We start from the raw sequence: 14948 nt of genomic DNA on the forward strand, positions 1-14948 counted from the left end.
AGGTCCGGCTGGAACCACGTCCGCACCCCGGCGGCCCACAGCATATCGAAGAGCGCCCGACGCACATCGCCCACCGTCGTCTTGCCCGGCGTGATTACCTCGTTCGACAGCGCGCGCTTCACGATCGCCTCGGTCACCATCACGGCCGTGCGATAGTGCGACATCTCCTCGGGGAGACGGGTGTCGAGGTACTCCTGCACCAGCTCCCCACTGCTCATGAACGTTTTTTCGGCGTCCGGGCCGAGGGTTTCCGCGAGGAATCGATAGCTGTCGTAGCCAAGGGTGCGCGTCTGCCCGCGCGTGCCGCGAATACCAAGACCGATCGTCGCGGGCTTGTACTTGGCGTACAAATCGCGGAGCGTGGTGGCCGGCGGACGGGGCTCCGTGAACGGCGCATCGAAGAACCGGGCAAGGTTCTCCTCGGTGTACCCGGTAATGGCGTACTTCTTGAGCCCCTCGGCGCCACCATCAATGAACACGAAGAAATCGCGATTGCCGGTGTATGGCCGCGGCGGCGCCACGTATTGCGCGAGCGGATCATCGTGGAACTCTTCATTTACCACGACCCACATGCCCACCCCATGGCGTCGCATCATGGGCAGCAGCATCTCGTGCCGCTTCGATAGCCACTGCTCGCGGATGGTGATCTGCTGCGACCAGGGCAGGAGGCTGTCGGCCTCCGGCACACGCACGGGCGACGGACGCGCGGTACCGCGCGTGGCCGGCACGCGCGTGCGTGGACGGGTGTCCTGGGCGTCAGCCAGCGACGCAAACAGCGCGGTGGCCAGGACGAGCGACGAGGCGGCGAGACGGCTGCTCGAGCGGTGCGGCATCAGTTGGTCGTTCCCTTGCGATAGTCGAGTTGCGGCTTCTGGGTGCCGAGGATGGTTTCGTACTTGAAGTTCGGTCCACGCTTGGCATCGAACTCCTTCTTCGCGGCGGCGATCGTGGCTGGCACGGCAAACAGGTCGGCCGCCGTGAGCGCCATGGTCTTGGCGGCGATCATCATGCCCTTGGCCCCGATGCTCATGCCACCGGCTGCCACGGCCTGCCACGAGTGTGCCGCCGTGCCGGGCACCCACGTGGCCGCCGACAGCTGCACAGTGGGCACCATCCAGCTCACGTCTCCCACATCGGTGGAGCCGGCACCAGGCTGCCCCACTACGAGCGGCTTGATCTTCTGGGTGGCCTCGAGCGCCACCGGTACAAACGCCTCACTCTTTTGCAGCGTCTCGGCGAACACTCGCTCCTCAGGGGTCAGCGTGTAGCCGCCCACCGTTTCGAGCGCCCGCTGCTTGATGCGCAGCAGCGTTTCGTTGGGGAGCAGCGAGTAGACCGAGCCGATGAGCTGCAGATCGTATGTGGTACCGGTACCGATCGATGCCCCCTTGGCCGCATCGACCACACGCCCCCAGACGTTCTTCACCACGTTCATATCCACATGACGGACGTAGTAGTACACCTCGGCCTCGTCAGGGACCACGTTGGGGGCCTTGCCGCCATTGGTGATCACGTAGTGTATGCGTGTCCCGTCCGGTACATGCTCGCGCAGGAAGTTGGTCATCGTATTCATCACTTCGACCGCGTCGAGCGCCGAGCGGCCACGTTCTGGGGCACCGGCGGCGTGTGATGAGATGCCATGGAAACGGAACTTGCCGGTGATGTTGGCCATGGTGCGTTCGCCCGTGGCTGCGTTCTCGTCGCCGGGATGCCACGCAATCACCGCATCCACGTCGTTGAACACCCCATCGCGCACCATGTACACCTTGCCCGATCCGCCTTCTTCGGCTGGCGTACCGATCATGCGGATCGTGCCGGTGACCTTGTTGGCCACCATCCACGCCTTCACGGAAATCGCGGCGGCGGTGCTGGCGGTGCCGAAGAGATGATGGCCGCAGCCGTGACCAGGCCCGCCGGCGCGAAGGGCCTTGCGCTCGGGGACCGCATCCTGGGAAAGCCCGGGCAACGCATCGAACTCGCCAAGGATGGCGATGACCGGCTTGCCACTGCCGTATTCGGCGACGAATGCCGTGGGCTCCCCCGCGGTCCCCGTCGTCACGCGGAAGCCGGCGCGCTTGAGTTCGGACTGCAGCAGGGCCGAGCTCTGCTCCTCCATGTATCCCACCTCGGCGAAGCCCCAGATCTGCTTGGCGATCCCGGCGTACCGTTCCGCGGCGGCGTCGAGGCCGGCCAGCATGGGCGTGGTGTTGGACGCAGGCTTCGGCAGCGGGGCCTGCGCCAGCACGGGCAGCGGTGCCGCCAGGAGGGCGGTGGCGAGCCGGCGCGCGGCGCGCGCCGGCAGGAGGTTCGATCGACCCATCGGACAGACCTCGTAAGGTGAAAACAGATGTGCGCTCCTCGCGCTCTCCGAATTGTACCGTCCCGCGGCGGGGACCGCTTCGGTTCGAGCCCGCCGCCGATCTCTGTCATGACCGGCAGGTGCGCATCTGCATCGTCCCCAGCCACCTGTGCGAGCACCCGTTGCTCGACGCGCCGCGGCGTGGGCGGCGCTACGCCGCGCGCGGAGGCCGCCGGCTCTCCCATTCGCGCCGGGCCCGCTCCACCGCGTCGGTGACCCGCTGCAGATAGAGAAACGTGAACGGCACCGTAAGCGACGGACCCACGATCAGCAGGATCGTGCCCGCGCTGCTTGTTCCACCCCGTGAGGCGTGCCACAGCAGCACCTGCGCGGCCAGCATGACGAGCATCGTAAACGCCGCCATGGCGTCCATGAACTGCTGCATCATGGCGACGATAGGCGGATGCAGCTCCCTCGGGAGCTTCAGCAGATCCTCCTTGCCGGGGAAGTTGAACAGGTCGGGGCGAGCGGGGAGCCGCGCGCGGATCCACTGCATCATCCCCAGCACACCAAGCGACAGGACCGGCAGCATCCCCCATACGAGCGGCGTCTTCGCACGCAGGTGCGTTGCCTGGCCAGAGGCGCCGACCGACGTCACGAGTCGATCGGGCAGCTCGGGGTACACGGCCACGCTGAACACCACCAGCGTTACGAACACCAACCACGGCAGCATCCTGCTGATGCGCACTGGCTCCTCGCACGAATGGAAATCGGCCGCTGCCGCGACAGGCGCGGCCCGCCACTGAAACATATGCCACGCCCCGCCGTGGTGGTGTGGTCACCATGGGCCTCCAGCCGCTTATTTTGCAGGTGGTGCCCTCGGTACGTCAGCAGAGTGCACATGGCCCGGATCTCCAGCGAACGCCTCATGCAGCCTGAAACACAGGAATTGCCGTCCACGCTCTCCGCCCCGCAGTCGGTTGCCCTGGCTGTGGCGATGGGGGTGGTGGCGTATGCCATTATCGATGCCACCCCGTGGTTCACAGGCATGGGTATCCCGCAGGGGGCGGTGCAGCTCCTCTGGCTACTGTTCGTGATGCTCGGCTCCGGCGCGTCCGGATGGCTGCGTCCGGAACGCCCCTGGCGGTGGGCCGCCGTGCTGCTGGCCACGCAGCCGGTGCTGATGCTCCTCGTTACGCTGATTCGTGGTGAACCCGACAACTCGCCGGCGACCATCCCGGCGCGCACGTCGGTGTTCATCGCGAGCGTGTTCATTGCCACGGTGAGTCCGTTTGCGCTGATCGCCGCGGGGGCCATGGCGTCCAAACGGCGTTCCGAGCAGCGCTGACGCTTACGACGTGTCGGCCGTGTACGTGGCGCCCGATGCGGTGCGCAACCTCAGCGATCGGGCGCGCTGCCGTTCACGCGATGTCAGGGCTGGATGACACGCCGCCGCTTCATCAACGCTTCGATTTCCGGGATCTCGCGTGGCACGAGGGAAATGCGCTCGAGCCCCTTGTCGGTGATGATGTAGTCATCCTCGATGCGTATGCCCGTGTTTTCGTACTTCTTCACCGCCGCCAGCACCTTGGCCTTGAACTGCCGGTTGCGCGGTGTGTCCGGCAGCACGTCGAGGGCGCGTGTACTCACGTAGATGCCGGGTTCGATGGTGAAGGCGTCGCCTTCGGCGAAGCGGCCGCCGTTGAGATCACCCTGCAGCGGATCGTGGACGGCGAGGCCGATGCCGTGTGAAATGCCGTGGATCATCCACAGGTTGGCCTGCTTGCATCCCTGAGGGTTGGCTGTGCAGTCCACACGCCAGGGCGGGTCGTACTGCGCGTCTGCGCTTTCGATGAGACCGAGCGCCGCGAGTCCCTTGGTACGTACCACCACGGTGCTGTCGGCGGCGGCGCGAATGCTCATGCCGGGCTTCGAGTTGCGCTCCGCGGCCTTTTGTGCGTCGAGCACCAACTGATAGAGCTGCCGCTGTTCCGCGGTATAGGTGCCGCTCACGGGAATGGTGCGCGTGATATCGGCGGCGTATCCGCGATATTCGGCGCCGGCATCGATCACCACGAGATCGCCCGGCTTCACCGGATCCATGTCCTTCATGTAGTGCAGCGTGGTGCCGTTGTACCCCGATCCCACAATGGACCCATAGGCCACGCGCTCGGCGCCGCGTCGGGTAAACTCGTACTCGATGGCCGCGCGCAGCTCGTACTCGTGCAGCGGGTTGGCCGTGAGCATGGCGGCGCGATGTCCTTCGCTCGATACCTCGACGGCCTTTCGGATGAGTGCCAGTTCGGCCGCCGACTTCTTGCCGCGCACGGCGAGTACGTGCGGCATGGCGTTGCGGATCGTGAGCGTCGGGTGCTTGCGCGCCAGGGCCTTCACCGTTTCCTGCCCGCGGGTGAGCGAGTCGGCGCGGGAGAAGTCCATCGTCTCCACATCGGGGATGTGGTAGAAGGGCAGGCCGCTGGTGGCCAGAGAGTCGAGCACGGCGGGAAGCGCGCCGAAGGAGCGCGCCGGCAGTCCCGTACGCGACACGCTGTTGGTGGAGTCGGTACTCGTGCCGTAATAGAACGCGGTGCGCGGCTCCATCTTGGTGAGGAACAGCGTGGTCTGTGGCACCTTGTTGCGCACAACCATCACGAACGCGTGATCGGGCTCGTTCAGCTCCGTGAGATAGCGAAACGCCGCGAGCTGATAGAACGTCGTGAAATCGTGGACGAGGGTGCGGCCACCAAAGGCCAGCACCACGCCGTCGCCGATACGCTCGGCAAAGGCGGCGCGACGGGCAGCGACTTCGGCTTTCGAGATGCTGGTGTCTGCCGGCGCAGATTGCGCCGGCTGCGCGGGGAGCGGCGCGTGGGTCACCGCCAACAGCGCGGCCACGGCGAGGTAACGGGAAGAGCGCATGACGAAGAGGCGTGTAAGGTCGAAACGAGCGACGGCGAAACCTACCCTGTTACCCAACCGCGTGTCGGGCGAAACGACGAAGGCGCGCCGCATCCGCAGCGCGCCTTCGTCGTCATGCCGGGACAGTCGCCTCAGGCGCGCACCGGTGCCTGCAGCCATTCGATCACATCGCCGGCGGAGTAGTGTCCGTCGTGCGCGACGGCGGCCAGCGAGGCGATGTCGTCGCCGCTCGTCACGATCGGCGGTTCCACGCCACCATCGTCACGCAGCTGCGGGAGCCCGATGTCGGCGAGCAGGCCGTTGCAGAGACACTTGCGGCCGTCGGTCTCGCCTTCGGCGCCGCCCTTCTTGACGAACGTGCCGATCGGCTCGGAGGCGCAGCGGTAGATGATCCGGCCATCCTCGCGCTTGACCGCCTCACGCAGATAGCCCAGATCGCAGCAGCGCTCGCGCTCTGCTGCCTGCTCGTGCCCCTTGAGCTGCACGAGCTTGAAGGGGTAGCCGGTTGGCGAGGCGCGCGGGTCCGTGCGCACGTTCGCGGTACCGTCGGTGACGCCGGCCAGCACGTCGCGCTTGATCTCGGGTGTCAGCCCCGACTCGTCGCAGAAGGCGAAGAGCGTGCCCACCTGGATGCCCGCGGCGCCCGCCTCGAGCGCGCGGCAGAGGCCATCGGGCGTGCCGGCACCGCCGGCGATCCAGAAGGGCAGGCCGAGTTCGGCCATCTTCTGCAGGTCCACCACGTCGCGCTCGCCGTAAATCGGCTGGCCGAGCAGGTCGAGCTTCAGTTCCCCGCGGGGCGGCGCGTTGTGGCCACCGGCGGTGGGGCCTTCCACCACGAATCCATTCACCTTGCCGTTCGACTTGCGGGCCAGCGTGGCGGCCAGCGAAACGGCCGATACGACGGGATAGAAGTCGGGGCGGCGGAGTGGCTCGGTCGGCAGCGCGTGCTCCGGCCACACGTCGGCCGGATCGAAGGTGAGGTACTCGGCGTCCTCGCGGCCCAGCCCCTCCACGTCGAACTTGAGCGTGGCCTTGCTGTGCGTGGAGAGCGCGTCGAGTGCCCCCGGGATTTCGCGCGGAATGCCGGCGCCCATGATGACCGTGGCCACGCCGGCGAGCATCGCGCCGTACAGCGTGGGGAGGTTCGGCATCTGCACTTTGGTGAGCAGGTTCATCCCCACGGCGTTGTCGTGCCCTTCGCGGGCGAGCCACGTTTCCACGAACGCGGCGGCGACGGTGACCCGCTGGCGGGCGCTGGTCACGACCTGCCGGTACATGGGCAGGAGATGGTACGGTGTGCCCGGCGCGCGGCCTTCAGGGAGGAAGTAGCGCGTCAGCAGTTCGTCGGCCACACCCGGGATGGGGAAGTGCGCCAGCGCCCGACGCATGTGCCCCCCGGGATCACCGTCCTGCAGTCGGCGCACCAGCACCGTATCGATCACCGTGCCCGAGATGACACCCAGCTGACCGAGCCGTGAGACGGCATTGGCCAGACGCCAGTTGGAGACGCCGATCCCCATACCGCCTTGAATGATGCGGGGGAGCGCTGGGGTTGGCACGAAGGGATCGGAGGCCATGAAGGAGGGAATGAAGTAGAACAGACCAGCGAAGGGGGGCGGGTCCTGTGGTTACGGACCAGCCCGTTCCCTCGCAATGTGGCCCTCGGGGCGGGCCCGAGTAATTCGCAACAGTACCGACCCTGCCGTCTTGGACCGCGCGGCAGGGTCGGGGCGAATTGAGCCAAAGTGATGTATACGGGAGATTGGACTCGTGGGGGGTGTTCGTCCAGAGCCCGTTAGGCGGATCTTGAGATTCCTCTTTCCAAGCCGCCTCGGCAATACCCCGGCTCCCCGGGGGCTGCAGGCCGTGGCCACGTGACGGGCGCGTCATGCGCGATGCCCGCAGGTAGGGGACGGCGCCACTCGGGCGTTACCAGAGCCAGAGGCACGAGGTCGTGGGTCGGCCGTTGAGGGACGGTCGGGTCCGCACACGGGGAGCGAGGCGCTGAGGGAAACCCTAGTTTCCCGGCATGCGACTCCTCCCCGTTCTCGCGCGCGCCTGCGCCGTGGTGATGCTGGCCCCCCTGCTGGCCCCCCTGTCAGTGCCTTGGCTGGCGGACACATTGGCCGCCCAAGCGTCCGCCCGCCCCGGGCCCGCACTCCCCGGGCTCAAGCGCACGATCGACAGCATCGCCGATGCCCACCGCGGCGTAGTCGGCTACAGCATTACCAACCTGGAAACCGACGAACATCTCGAACGGCGCGGCGATGAGCCGTTCTCGACGGCGTCGTTGATCAAGGTACCGGTGCTGGTGGCGCTCTTTGATCTGGCGGAGCAGCGGCAACTCTCGCTCGACGATCCCGTGGTGCTCACGGCGATCGACAAGGTGGGCGGGGCCGGCCAGCTGCAGTTCATGCGCACGCCGTTCACCATGCGTCTCTGGGATGCGGCATGGCTGATGAGCACCCTCAGCGACAACACCGCGACCAATCTGCTGCTCGATCGCATCAAGATCCGGCGGGTGTGGCAGAAAATGGAGGCGCTGCAGCTGCCGCGCACGAAGGTGCACTCGGGGAGCATGACCCGCATAGCGAGTGTGGCTCCGGACAGCTCTGCCAAGTACGGCCTGGGGGTCACCACCCCCAACGAGATGGCGCGGCTGTTCACGCTCCTCGCACAGGGCAAGGCGGTGAGCCCGTCGGCTGATTCGACGATGCTGGAGATCCTCGAGCACAACGAGGACACCTCGAAACTGATGCGCTTCAACTACGGCGTGCGTGCCGCCCACAAGACCGGCGACGTGGATCGCTCCCGCACCGATTGCGGTGTGCTGTATCTGCCCGCCCGCGTGGTGACGTGCGTGCTCACGAAGGACAACCAGGACACCCGCTACTGGAGCGAGAGCGAGGGCAATGCCGTGATTGCCCGCATCGGGCAGGCGGTGGTGGCACACTGGCGCGCACCGGCGACCGCGAAGTAGCGCGACGGACCGGGTGTTTCAGCGATCGGGCTGCGGTGCGACCTGGGAATACATCTGGCTTTGCGTGAGTTCGCCGTTGGCGGTCTGAATGACGTCGAGGCGCGCCACGATGCCGCTCCCTACCTGCACCGAGGGGCTGACCCACTGGTAGCGGCCGCCCACGGTGCGCACGTTGACCACCAGCCCGCCCCCGGGCTGCAGCTCGTTCACCGGGACACGCAGCGTCGCCTGGGAGTTCCCGCTGACCGTGCCGAGTCGGCGCCCACTCGATAGTGAGGCCCGCATGGCGTACACGTTCACGTCGTAAAAGCCGCGGTTGTTCACCAGCAGAATGATGGTTTGCTGACCGCTCCCGCTGTTGGCTCTGTAGCAGCCAGAGAGCGCGGCCAGGCTGCCAGCCATCAGAAACGAGAGTATTGCGCGACGGGTGAGGCGGCTCGACATGATCATTGGCAGGATCGCAGCGTGGCAGGATGGGGATGGCGATCAGGTCGCGAGACGATCGAGCATCGGCTGCGTGATGAGCACAATGCCGCGGTCACTCCGTCGGAAACGCGCGGCATCGAGTGCCGGATCCTCACCGACCACCAGGCCCGGTGGAATACGGACCCCGCGATCGACGACCACGCTCGTGAGCCGTGCGCCCCGCCCCACATCCACATCGGGCTGGATGACGGCGCCGTCGAGGTGGGCGTACGAGTGCGCGCGCACATTGGTGAAGAGCAGGGAGCGGAACACGCCGGCACCGGAGATGATGCACCCGCCGCACACGAGCGAATCGAGCGCAAAGCCACGACGCCCCTCCTCGGCGTGCACGAACTTGGCCGGTGGGGTGATCTCCGCGTAGGTCCAGATGGGCCAGTCATGCTCGTACATGTCGAGCCCGGGGAGCACCGACGTGAGGTCGATGTTGGCTTCCCAATACGCATCGATGGTCCCCGCGTCACGCCAGTAGGCCTCGCTCTCGCGGGTGGCTTTCACGCAGGACGTACTGAAGTGATGCGCCACCGCCTTCCCGTGGGCCACCACATACGGGATGAGATCCTTGCCAAAATCGTGCGTGGACGATGGAGCTGCCGCGTCGCGACGCAGCAGGTCGGCGAGGAAACGCGTCCTGAAGACGTAGATGCCCATGCTTGCGAGGGCCATGTCGGGCTTCCCCGGGATGGCCGGCGGATCACTGGGTTTTTCGAGGAAATGCACGATGCGATCCTCGGCATCCACCTGCATCACGCCGAAGCCGGTGGCCTCGAGCCGTGGCACCTCGAGCACGCCCACCGTCACGTCGGCCCCCTGGTTTACGTGCTGCTGCAGCATCAGCTCGTAATCCATTTTGTACACGTGGTCGCCCGCGAGGATCACCATGAACTCCGGCCCGTAGGCCTCGATGATGTCGAGGTTCTGGTAGACGGCGTCGGCGGTCCCCTCGTACCACTGGGTCTCACTCACGCGCTGTGACGCGGGAAGAATATCGAAACTTTCGTTCCGCTCGGGCCGCAGGAAGTTCCAGCCGCGCTGCAGATGCCGGATGAGGCTATGTGCCTTGTATTGCGTGGCGACGCCGATGCGCCGGATGCCGGAGTTGATCGCATTCGACAGCGCGAAGTCGATGATGCGCGTCTTGCCGCCGAAGTACACGGCGGGCTTCGCGCGTCGGTCCGTGAGCTCGTACAGTCGCGACCCGCGCCCTCCGGCGAGCACATACGCCATGGCGTTACGGGCGAGCGTTCCACGGGTACACGGCGTCATGCGGAAGCCTGCTCCGGTGGCGGGGACCATGTTCGATGCATGCAGGGACGAGAGGTCATTTTGCGTCGGGGGGACGCACCGCGTAAGGTAGGGGGATGAACGTCCTCTTTGTGGCCGCCGAGGTGGCCCCGTATGTGAAGGCCGGTGGATTGGCCGACGTGGCCGGCGCGCTCCCCCAGGCCTTGCGGGCCGCCGGACACGATGTGCGGGTGGTCATGCCCCACTATCGGGCGCTTCGAGAAACGGGGGTGCCAATGGAGGGTCCTATCGGCGCCTCGTTCCTGCCGGTCGGGGCACACGCCGAGGAGCAGCGCATCTGGCGTGCCACCACGAGCGCTGTGCCGCTCTACTTCCTCGATATCCCGGCGGCCTTCGAGCGGGCGGAAATCTACGGCGAGCCCGACGATGCGCGCCGCTTCATCCTCTTCGCCCGCGGTGTCATGGACGCCATGCAGCACCTGCGCGAAGTGGACGGCTGGCAGCCTGATGTGGTGCACTGCCACGACTGGCACGCGGCGCTCGTCATTAACTACCTCAAGAGCTACTACGCGTACACCTTCGGGCATATCGCCACGGTGTTCACCATTCACAACCTGGCGTATCAGGGGCAGGTGCACCCCGACGTGGCGCACCTTGCCGGCCTCGGCGAGGGCGGGTTGGTGGAGAACGGCCTGGGGCCGGGGATCGCCAATTCGTTCAATAGCATGGCGCGCGGCATTCTCTACGCCGACGTGGTGACCACGGTCAGCCCCACGTATGCGCGCGAGATCATGACGCATGAGTACGGCGAGCGGCTCGATGGCCTGCTGCGGCGTCGCGGGGATCGGGTCACGGGGATCCTCAACGGCATCGATACGGCCGTCTTCGACCCCTCGACCGACCGGTATATCGCCGCGCCGTACCACGCCGGGCGTATGGCGGGGAAGGCCACCTGTAAGGCGGCGCTGCAGGAGGCCTGCGGTCTGGAGGTGAATCCGGCCCGTCCGCTGCTGGGGATCGTGTCGCGATTGGTGGAGCAAAAAGGGCTCGACCTGCTGCACGGCGTGATGCCATGGCTCATGGGCGAGACGGACGCGCAGCTCGTGATCCTTGGCACCGGCCAGCCGGAGTGGCAGGACAGGTTCCTGCAGCAGGCGGCGCGACACCGGGATCGGGTGGCGGTGACCATCGGCTTCGACGCGGGGCTGGCGCAACGCATCTACGCGGGCAGCGACCTGTTTCTCATGCCGTCGCGCTTCGAGCCGTGTGGTCTGGGGCAACTGATTGCGCTGCGCTACGGCAGCGTGCCGGTGGTACGCGCCACCGGCGGCTTGGTGGACACGGTGCGCGAGGCGCCCGACGGCAACGGCTTCGTGTTCCATCCCTACGACCCCGGCGCGTTCCGCGATGCACTCTGGCGCGCGCTCCAGTGCTATCGCGACAGCGCCGCGTGGGACCCGATGCGCGAGCGCGGTATGCGCGAGGACCACTCGTGGGGCACCGCCGCCCGACAGTACGCCGGGGTGTATGCGCGGGCGCGTCAGTTGATCGGGCGGGCGTAACGGCCGTCATCGTGGCCGTTCATGTCGGCAGCGGCGATCCCCGTTCGTGACTGAGCAGGTCGCGCGTCGCTGCGTGGCTTGGCGCGTCGAGCACCCGACGGGCGTCGCCAAGTTCCACTACTTCGCCGTGCGCGAGCACGGCCACGGTGTCGGCGACGGCCTTCGCGAATGCCACGTCGTGCGTGGTGATGAGGAGCGCGCGCCCGGCCGCGGCGAGTTCGCGCAGTGTGCCGGCGAGCGCGCCACGTCGCGCGGGATCTAGTGCCGCAGTGGGTTCGTCCATCAGCAGAACCGGTGGGTCGAGTGCGAGGGCGCGCGCGATCGCCACACGTTGCGCTTCACCGCCGGAGATCTGGCTGGGATAGGCATCGGCGCGGTGCGCCACCCCGAGCGCCTCGAGGAGCATGTGTGCCGCGCTGGTCGCATCATGCGGAACGGCCCCGATGGCGTGCACCGGAGCGAGCATCACGTTCTCGCGGACGGTGAGGTGGGAGAACAGCGCGTGCTGCTGGAACACCATCCCCACCTTGCGTCGCAACCCCCGCAGCGCTGATTCGCGCGGGACGGGCCCGGGCACGAGCGATACCCCGTCGACCGAAATGCGACCAGCGTCGAAGGGCTCGAGCGCCACGGCGGCGCGGAGTACCGTGCTCTTACCGGCGCCCGACACCCCCATGAGCGCGCATACCTGCCCGGCCTGCAGCTGAAGCGACACGCCCCGCAGCACCTCGCGCTGATCGCGGGCGAGCCGCAGGCCATCGATTTCGAGCACAGGGGCACCGCTCACCGCACGGCTTATCGCGTCGCTCATCGCACGCTCCATCGCGCTTCGAGACGGCGGGCCACCCGGGAGAGCGGCAACGACATCGCCAGATAGATCACGCCGCAGAGGAGGCCAGGCACCAGCCACGACCCTGCGTTGGTGGCGTAGATCGCCGTCTGCTTCGTGAGCTCCACCACGGTGATCACGCTCACGAGCGAGGAGTCCTTGAGCAGCGCCACGAAATCGTTGGTCATAGGCGCCAGGGCGAGTCGCAGCGCCTGCGGACCACGCACGAGACGGAAGCACTGCCACTCCGAGAGCCCCAGCGTGCGTGCGGCTTCGAGCTGCGTCCGTGGAATGGCGAGGAGTGCCGAACGGTAGATCTCCGACTCATAGGCGGCGTAGTTGAGCCCGAGTCCGATAATCGCGGCCAAGAGGGCGGGCAGGCGCACCATGGTACTGAGACCGTAGTACAGTACGAACAGCTGCAGCAGGACCGGGGTGCCGCGCACGATTTCGACGTAGGTGGCCAGCGCCGCGCGTGTTACGACCCCACCGTACACACGCCCCGCGGCAATCGCCCCGCCAAGCAGCACCGCCAGCAGCATGGCCGCGCACGACATGCCGAGCGTGATCGCTGCCGCGCGCGCAAGTGCCGGCAGGTAGGCCATCACGGTTGCCGCGCCCGTCGCCGGGCGTGCCACCTTCTCTGGATTGGTGCCCAGCGTGCTGGGGGCCTCGGCAGACGACAGCAGCTGCCGCTGATACGCGGCCTGCTCGGCGTCCCACACCCCCCAGCGACGGAACGTCCGTTCCAGCGCACCATCGCGCATGCGCTCGCGCAGAATGGCGTCGGCGGAGTCCCGCAGCGCTGCGCGCTCCCGGGCAAAGACCGCCACGTAGTGGCCGCGCGCGATGACGTCGCGCTGGATCACGAAGCCCGGCGTGCGGCGCTGGGCCCGTTCGGCAATCACATGATCGAGCAGCACCGCATCGACCCGCCCTTCCAGCAGGTCGGTGTACGGGTGCACATCGTCGTCGTAGCTGACGGGCACCACGCCGTGCCGTTGCTCGGCCTCGAGCAGGAGGCGGTAGGCCATGGTGCTGCCGAGGGTGGCCACGCGCTTGCCGGCGAGGTCGGCGAGGGCGTGCACGCGGGCCGAGTCGCCGGGGCGCACGGCGAGCACCTCGCGGAACTCGAAATAGGGGAGGCTGACCGCATAGCGGGCGCGCAGCTCCTCGCGATCCTCGAGCCCCGACATGCCCACGTCGAAATCGCCGCGGGCCACGGACTGTTCGATCGACGCCCAGGCGACCTGCCCAAACTGCGGCCGGCGCCCCAACCCCTCGGCGATGAAGCCGGCGAGTTCCACATCGAAGCCGCGCACCACGGCCGGGTCCGCCGGGTCCGCCTCCACGAACGGGGCGCCGCCTTCCGCGTCGCCCCCCCAGCGGAGCAGCGGCTGGCGCGGCGCCTCGGCGGGGGCGTCCGTAGCCGGACCGGACGGCGCGCATGCCACCAGCATGATGGTGGCAAGCCCGAGCGCGACCAGCGAGGCGCGGCGCGACACGCGGCTCGTCAGTCGCCGAGGCGGCGATCGCCCACGAGATACCCCTGCACGTAGTCGCGTACGGCATCGACCAGCGGGGTGACGGCGGCGGTATAGCCGGTAGCGCGGAGCTTGTCGATCGACGCTTGGGTGTGGTACTGGTACTTGGCGCGGATCGACTCCGGCATGTCGATGAAGTCGATCGCCGGGGTGCGGCCGAGCGCGCTGAAGAGGGCGCCGGTGAGGTCGAGCCACGTGTGCGCGATGCCGCTGCCGATGTTGTAGAGGCCGCCGGCGGTGGGGGTCATGGCCAGGTGCAGCGTCATGGCGATCGCGTCTTTCACATATAGGAAATCGCGACGCTGCTCGCCATCGCGGAAGTCCGGGCGGTGGGACCGGAACAGCTTGACGCGCCCCGTCTCCGTGATCTGGCCGTGGGCCTTGTGCACGAGCGAGCGCATGTCGGCTTTGTGCGCCTCATTGGGGCCGTACACGTTGAAGTACTTGAGCCCCACCACGTTGGGGAGTACCCCCATGGCTGCGGCGTACTGGTCGAAGAGGTGCTTCGAGTACCCGTACGCGTTGAGCGGGCGCAGTCGCGAGAGGGCCGGGGTGCTGTCGTCGGCGTCCTCCATGCCCTGGGCGCCGTCGCCGTAGGTCGCGGCGCTCGAGGCGTACACGAAGCGCACCTCGTGCCCCAGTGCCCAGTGGGCGAGGTGCTTGGTGTACTCGAAGTTGTTCTTGGCCAGATACGTGGCGTTGGTCTCGGTGGTGGCCGAGCAGGCCCCGAGATGCAAGACGAGGTCGAAGTCCCCGAGGGCCCCGCGGGTGAGCGCCGGCATGAGGTCGTCGGCCTCGAGGTAATCCTCGAAGCGGAGCGGGACCAGATTCCGCCACTTCTCGTCGGTGCCGAGGCGATCGGTGACCACGATGCGCTCGATGCCCAGTCCGTTCAGCGCCCAGACGAGGGCGCTACCGATGAACCCGGCGCCGCCGGTCACGAGGACCCGCGACGGGAGGCGCGGCGGTGCGGCAGGCAGTGTCAGTGGGCGGGGTGATGGCACGTGACCGGACATGATCGAGGACGGGGCAAAGATGCAGGAAGAGTAGCCGGACCGGGCCTTTCACACGAGCGGCGTGAATTGAC

At 67.4% G+C, this 14948-nt stretch carries 12 protein-coding genes and 1 pseudogene; 3 read left to right on the plus strand and 10 right to left on the minus strand.

All coding sequences use genetic code 11. The features are described from left to right. The 3 genes and pseudogenes from ACIQ51_RS01820 to ACIQ51_RS01830 all read right to left on the minus strand — a co-directional run. Positions 1 to 833: pseudogene (locus tag ACIQ51_RS01820) on the minus strand (hypothetical protein); the annotation flags it as partial. Further along, entirely contained in the window at positions 833 to 2320 is a 1488-nt protein-coding gene (locus ACIQ51_RS01825) for an amidohydrolase (protein WP_396203295.1), read from the minus strand. The pseudogene ACIQ51_RS01820 and the gene ACIQ51_RS01825, both read right to left, overlap by 1 nt. Positions 2321 to 2510: 190 nt before the next feature. Continuing rightward, positions 2511 to 3047, minus strand: coding sequence for a hypothetical protein (locus tag ACIQ51_RS01830; protein ID WP_396203296.1), 537 nt, complete (start codon positions 3045 to 3047; stop codon positions 2511 to 2513). 153 nt (positions 3048 to 3200) lie between these two features. On the opposite strand from ACIQ51_RS01830, the gene ACIQ51_RS01835 reads away from it, so the two are divergent. Then, a complete protein-coding gene (locus ACIQ51_RS01835) occupies positions 3201 to 3647 on the plus strand; it encodes a hypothetical protein (protein WP_396203297.1) in 447 nt (148 codons plus the stop codon). A gap of 83 nt (positions 3648 to 3730) precedes the next feature. Here ACIQ51_RS01835 and ACIQ51_RS01840 read toward each other — a convergent pair whose 3' ends face one another. Together ACIQ51_RS01840 and ACIQ51_RS01845 are read right to left on the minus strand one after the other, a co-directional pair. Further along, a complete protein-coding gene (locus tag ACIQ51_RS01840) occupies positions 3731 to 5218 on the minus strand; it encodes an aminopeptidase P N-terminal domain-containing protein (protein ID WP_396203298.1) in 1488 nt (495 codons plus the stop codon). A 131-nt stretch (positions 5219 to 5349) separates the two neighbouring features. Continuing rightward, entirely contained in the window at positions 5350 to 6795 is a 1446-nt protein-coding gene (locus tag ACIQ51_RS01845; protein WP_396203299.1) for a nitronate monooxygenase, read from the minus strand. A 452-nt stretch (positions 6796 to 7247) separates the two neighbouring features. Between ACIQ51_RS01845 and ACIQ51_RS01850 the strand changes: the two genes are divergently transcribed. Continuing rightward, positions 7248 to 8198, plus strand: a complete 951-nt coding sequence (locus ACIQ51_RS01850) for a serine hydrolase (protein ID WP_396203300.1) — start codon at positions 7248 to 7250, stop codon at positions 8196 to 8198. 18 nt (positions 8199 to 8216) lie between these two features. Here ACIQ51_RS01850 and ACIQ51_RS01855 read toward each other — a convergent pair whose 3' ends face one another. Both ACIQ51_RS01855 and glgC read right to left on the minus strand, forming a co-directional pair. After that, complete coding sequence (locus ACIQ51_RS01855) at positions 8217 to 8600, minus strand: hypothetical protein (RefSeq protein WP_396203301.1); 384 nt, start codon at positions 8598 to 8600, stop codon at positions 8217 to 8219. 84 nt (positions 8601 to 8684) lie between these two features. Further along, a complete protein-coding gene (glgC, locus tag ACIQ51_RS01860) occupies positions 8685 to 9947 on the minus strand; it encodes a glucose-1-phosphate adenylyltransferase (protein ID WP_396203302.1) in 1263 nt (420 codons plus the stop codon). Positions 9948 to 10042: 95 nt separating this feature from the next. Between glgC and ACIQ51_RS01865 the strand changes: the two genes are divergently transcribed. Next, complete coding sequence (locus tag ACIQ51_RS01865; RefSeq protein WP_396203303.1) at positions 10043 to 11488, plus strand: glycogen synthase; 1446 nt, start codon at positions 10043 to 10045, stop codon at positions 11486 to 11488. Positions 11489 to 11507: 19 nt separating this feature from the next. Here the strand turns inward: ACIQ51_RS01865 and ACIQ51_RS01870 are convergent, their stop codons facing one another. The 3 genes from ACIQ51_RS01870 to rfaD are packed head-to-tail and all read right to left on the minus strand — an operon-like array spanning position 11508 to position 14865. After that, positions 11508 to 12299, minus strand: coding sequence for an amino acid ABC transporter ATP-binding protein (locus ACIQ51_RS01870; protein ID WP_396203304.1), 792 nt, complete (start codon positions 12297 to 12299; stop codon positions 11508 to 11510). Then, on the minus strand, positions 12296 to 13822 hold the full coding sequence (locus ACIQ51_RS01875; RefSeq protein WP_396203305.1) for an ABC transporter permease subunit: 1527 nt from the start codon (positions 13820 to 13822) through the stop codon (positions 12296 to 12298). The genes ACIQ51_RS01870 and ACIQ51_RS01875 overlap by 4 nt, the downstream gene beginning before the upstream one ends. 8 nt (positions 13823 to 13830) lie before the next feature. After that, complete coding sequence (gene rfaD, locus ACIQ51_RS01880) at positions 13831 to 14865, minus strand: ADP-glyceromanno-heptose 6-epimerase (RefSeq protein WP_396203306.1); 1035 nt, start codon at positions 14863 to 14865, stop codon at positions 13831 to 13833. Between the last annotated feature and the right edge of the window lie 83 nt (positions 14866 to 14948).

The organism is Gemmatimonas sp. (assembly GCF_044344655.1).
GTDB lineage: Bacteria > Gemmatimonadota > Gemmatimonadetes > Gemmatimonadales > Gemmatimonadaceae > Gemmatimonas.

Bases quoted from the DNA above. Each gene is read 5' to 3' on its own strand.
- ACIQ51_RS01825 (WP_396203295.1), bottom strand. From the start codon at position 2,320: ATGGGTCGATCGAACCTCCTGCCGGCGCGCGCCGCGCGCCGGCTCGCC.
- ACIQ51_RS01835 (WP_396203297.1), top strand. From the start codon at position 3,201: ATGGCCCGGATCTCCAGCGAACGCCTCATGCAGCCTGAAACACAGGAA.
- ACIQ51_RS01840 (WP_396203298.1), bottom strand. From the start codon at position 5,218: ATGCGCTCTTCCCGTTACCTCGCCGTGGCCGCGCTGTTGGCGGTGACC.
- ACIQ51_RS01845 (WP_396203299.1), bottom strand. From the start codon at position 6,795: ATGGCCTCCGATCCCTTCGTGCCAACCCCAGCGCTCCCCCGCATCATT.
- ACIQ51_RS01850 (WP_396203300.1), top strand. From the start codon at position 7,248: ATGCGACTCCTCCCCGTTCTCGCGCGCGCCTGCGCCGTGGTGATGCTG.
- ACIQ51_RS01855 (WP_396203301.1), bottom strand. From the start codon at position 8,600: ATGGCTGGCAGCCTGGCCGCGCTCTCTGGCTGCTACAGAGCCAACAGC.
- glgC (WP_396203302.1), bottom strand. From the start codon at position 9,947: ATGACGCCGTGTACCCGTGGAACGCTCGCCCGTAACGCCATGGCGTAT.
- ACIQ51_RS01865 (WP_396203303.1), top strand. From the start codon at position 10,043: ATGAACGTCCTCTTTGTGGCCGCCGAGGTGGCCCCGTATGTGAAGGCC.
- ACIQ51_RS01870 (WP_396203304.1), bottom strand. From the start codon at position 12,299: ATGAGCGACGCGATAAGCCGTGCGGTGAGCGGTGCCCCTGTGCTCGAA.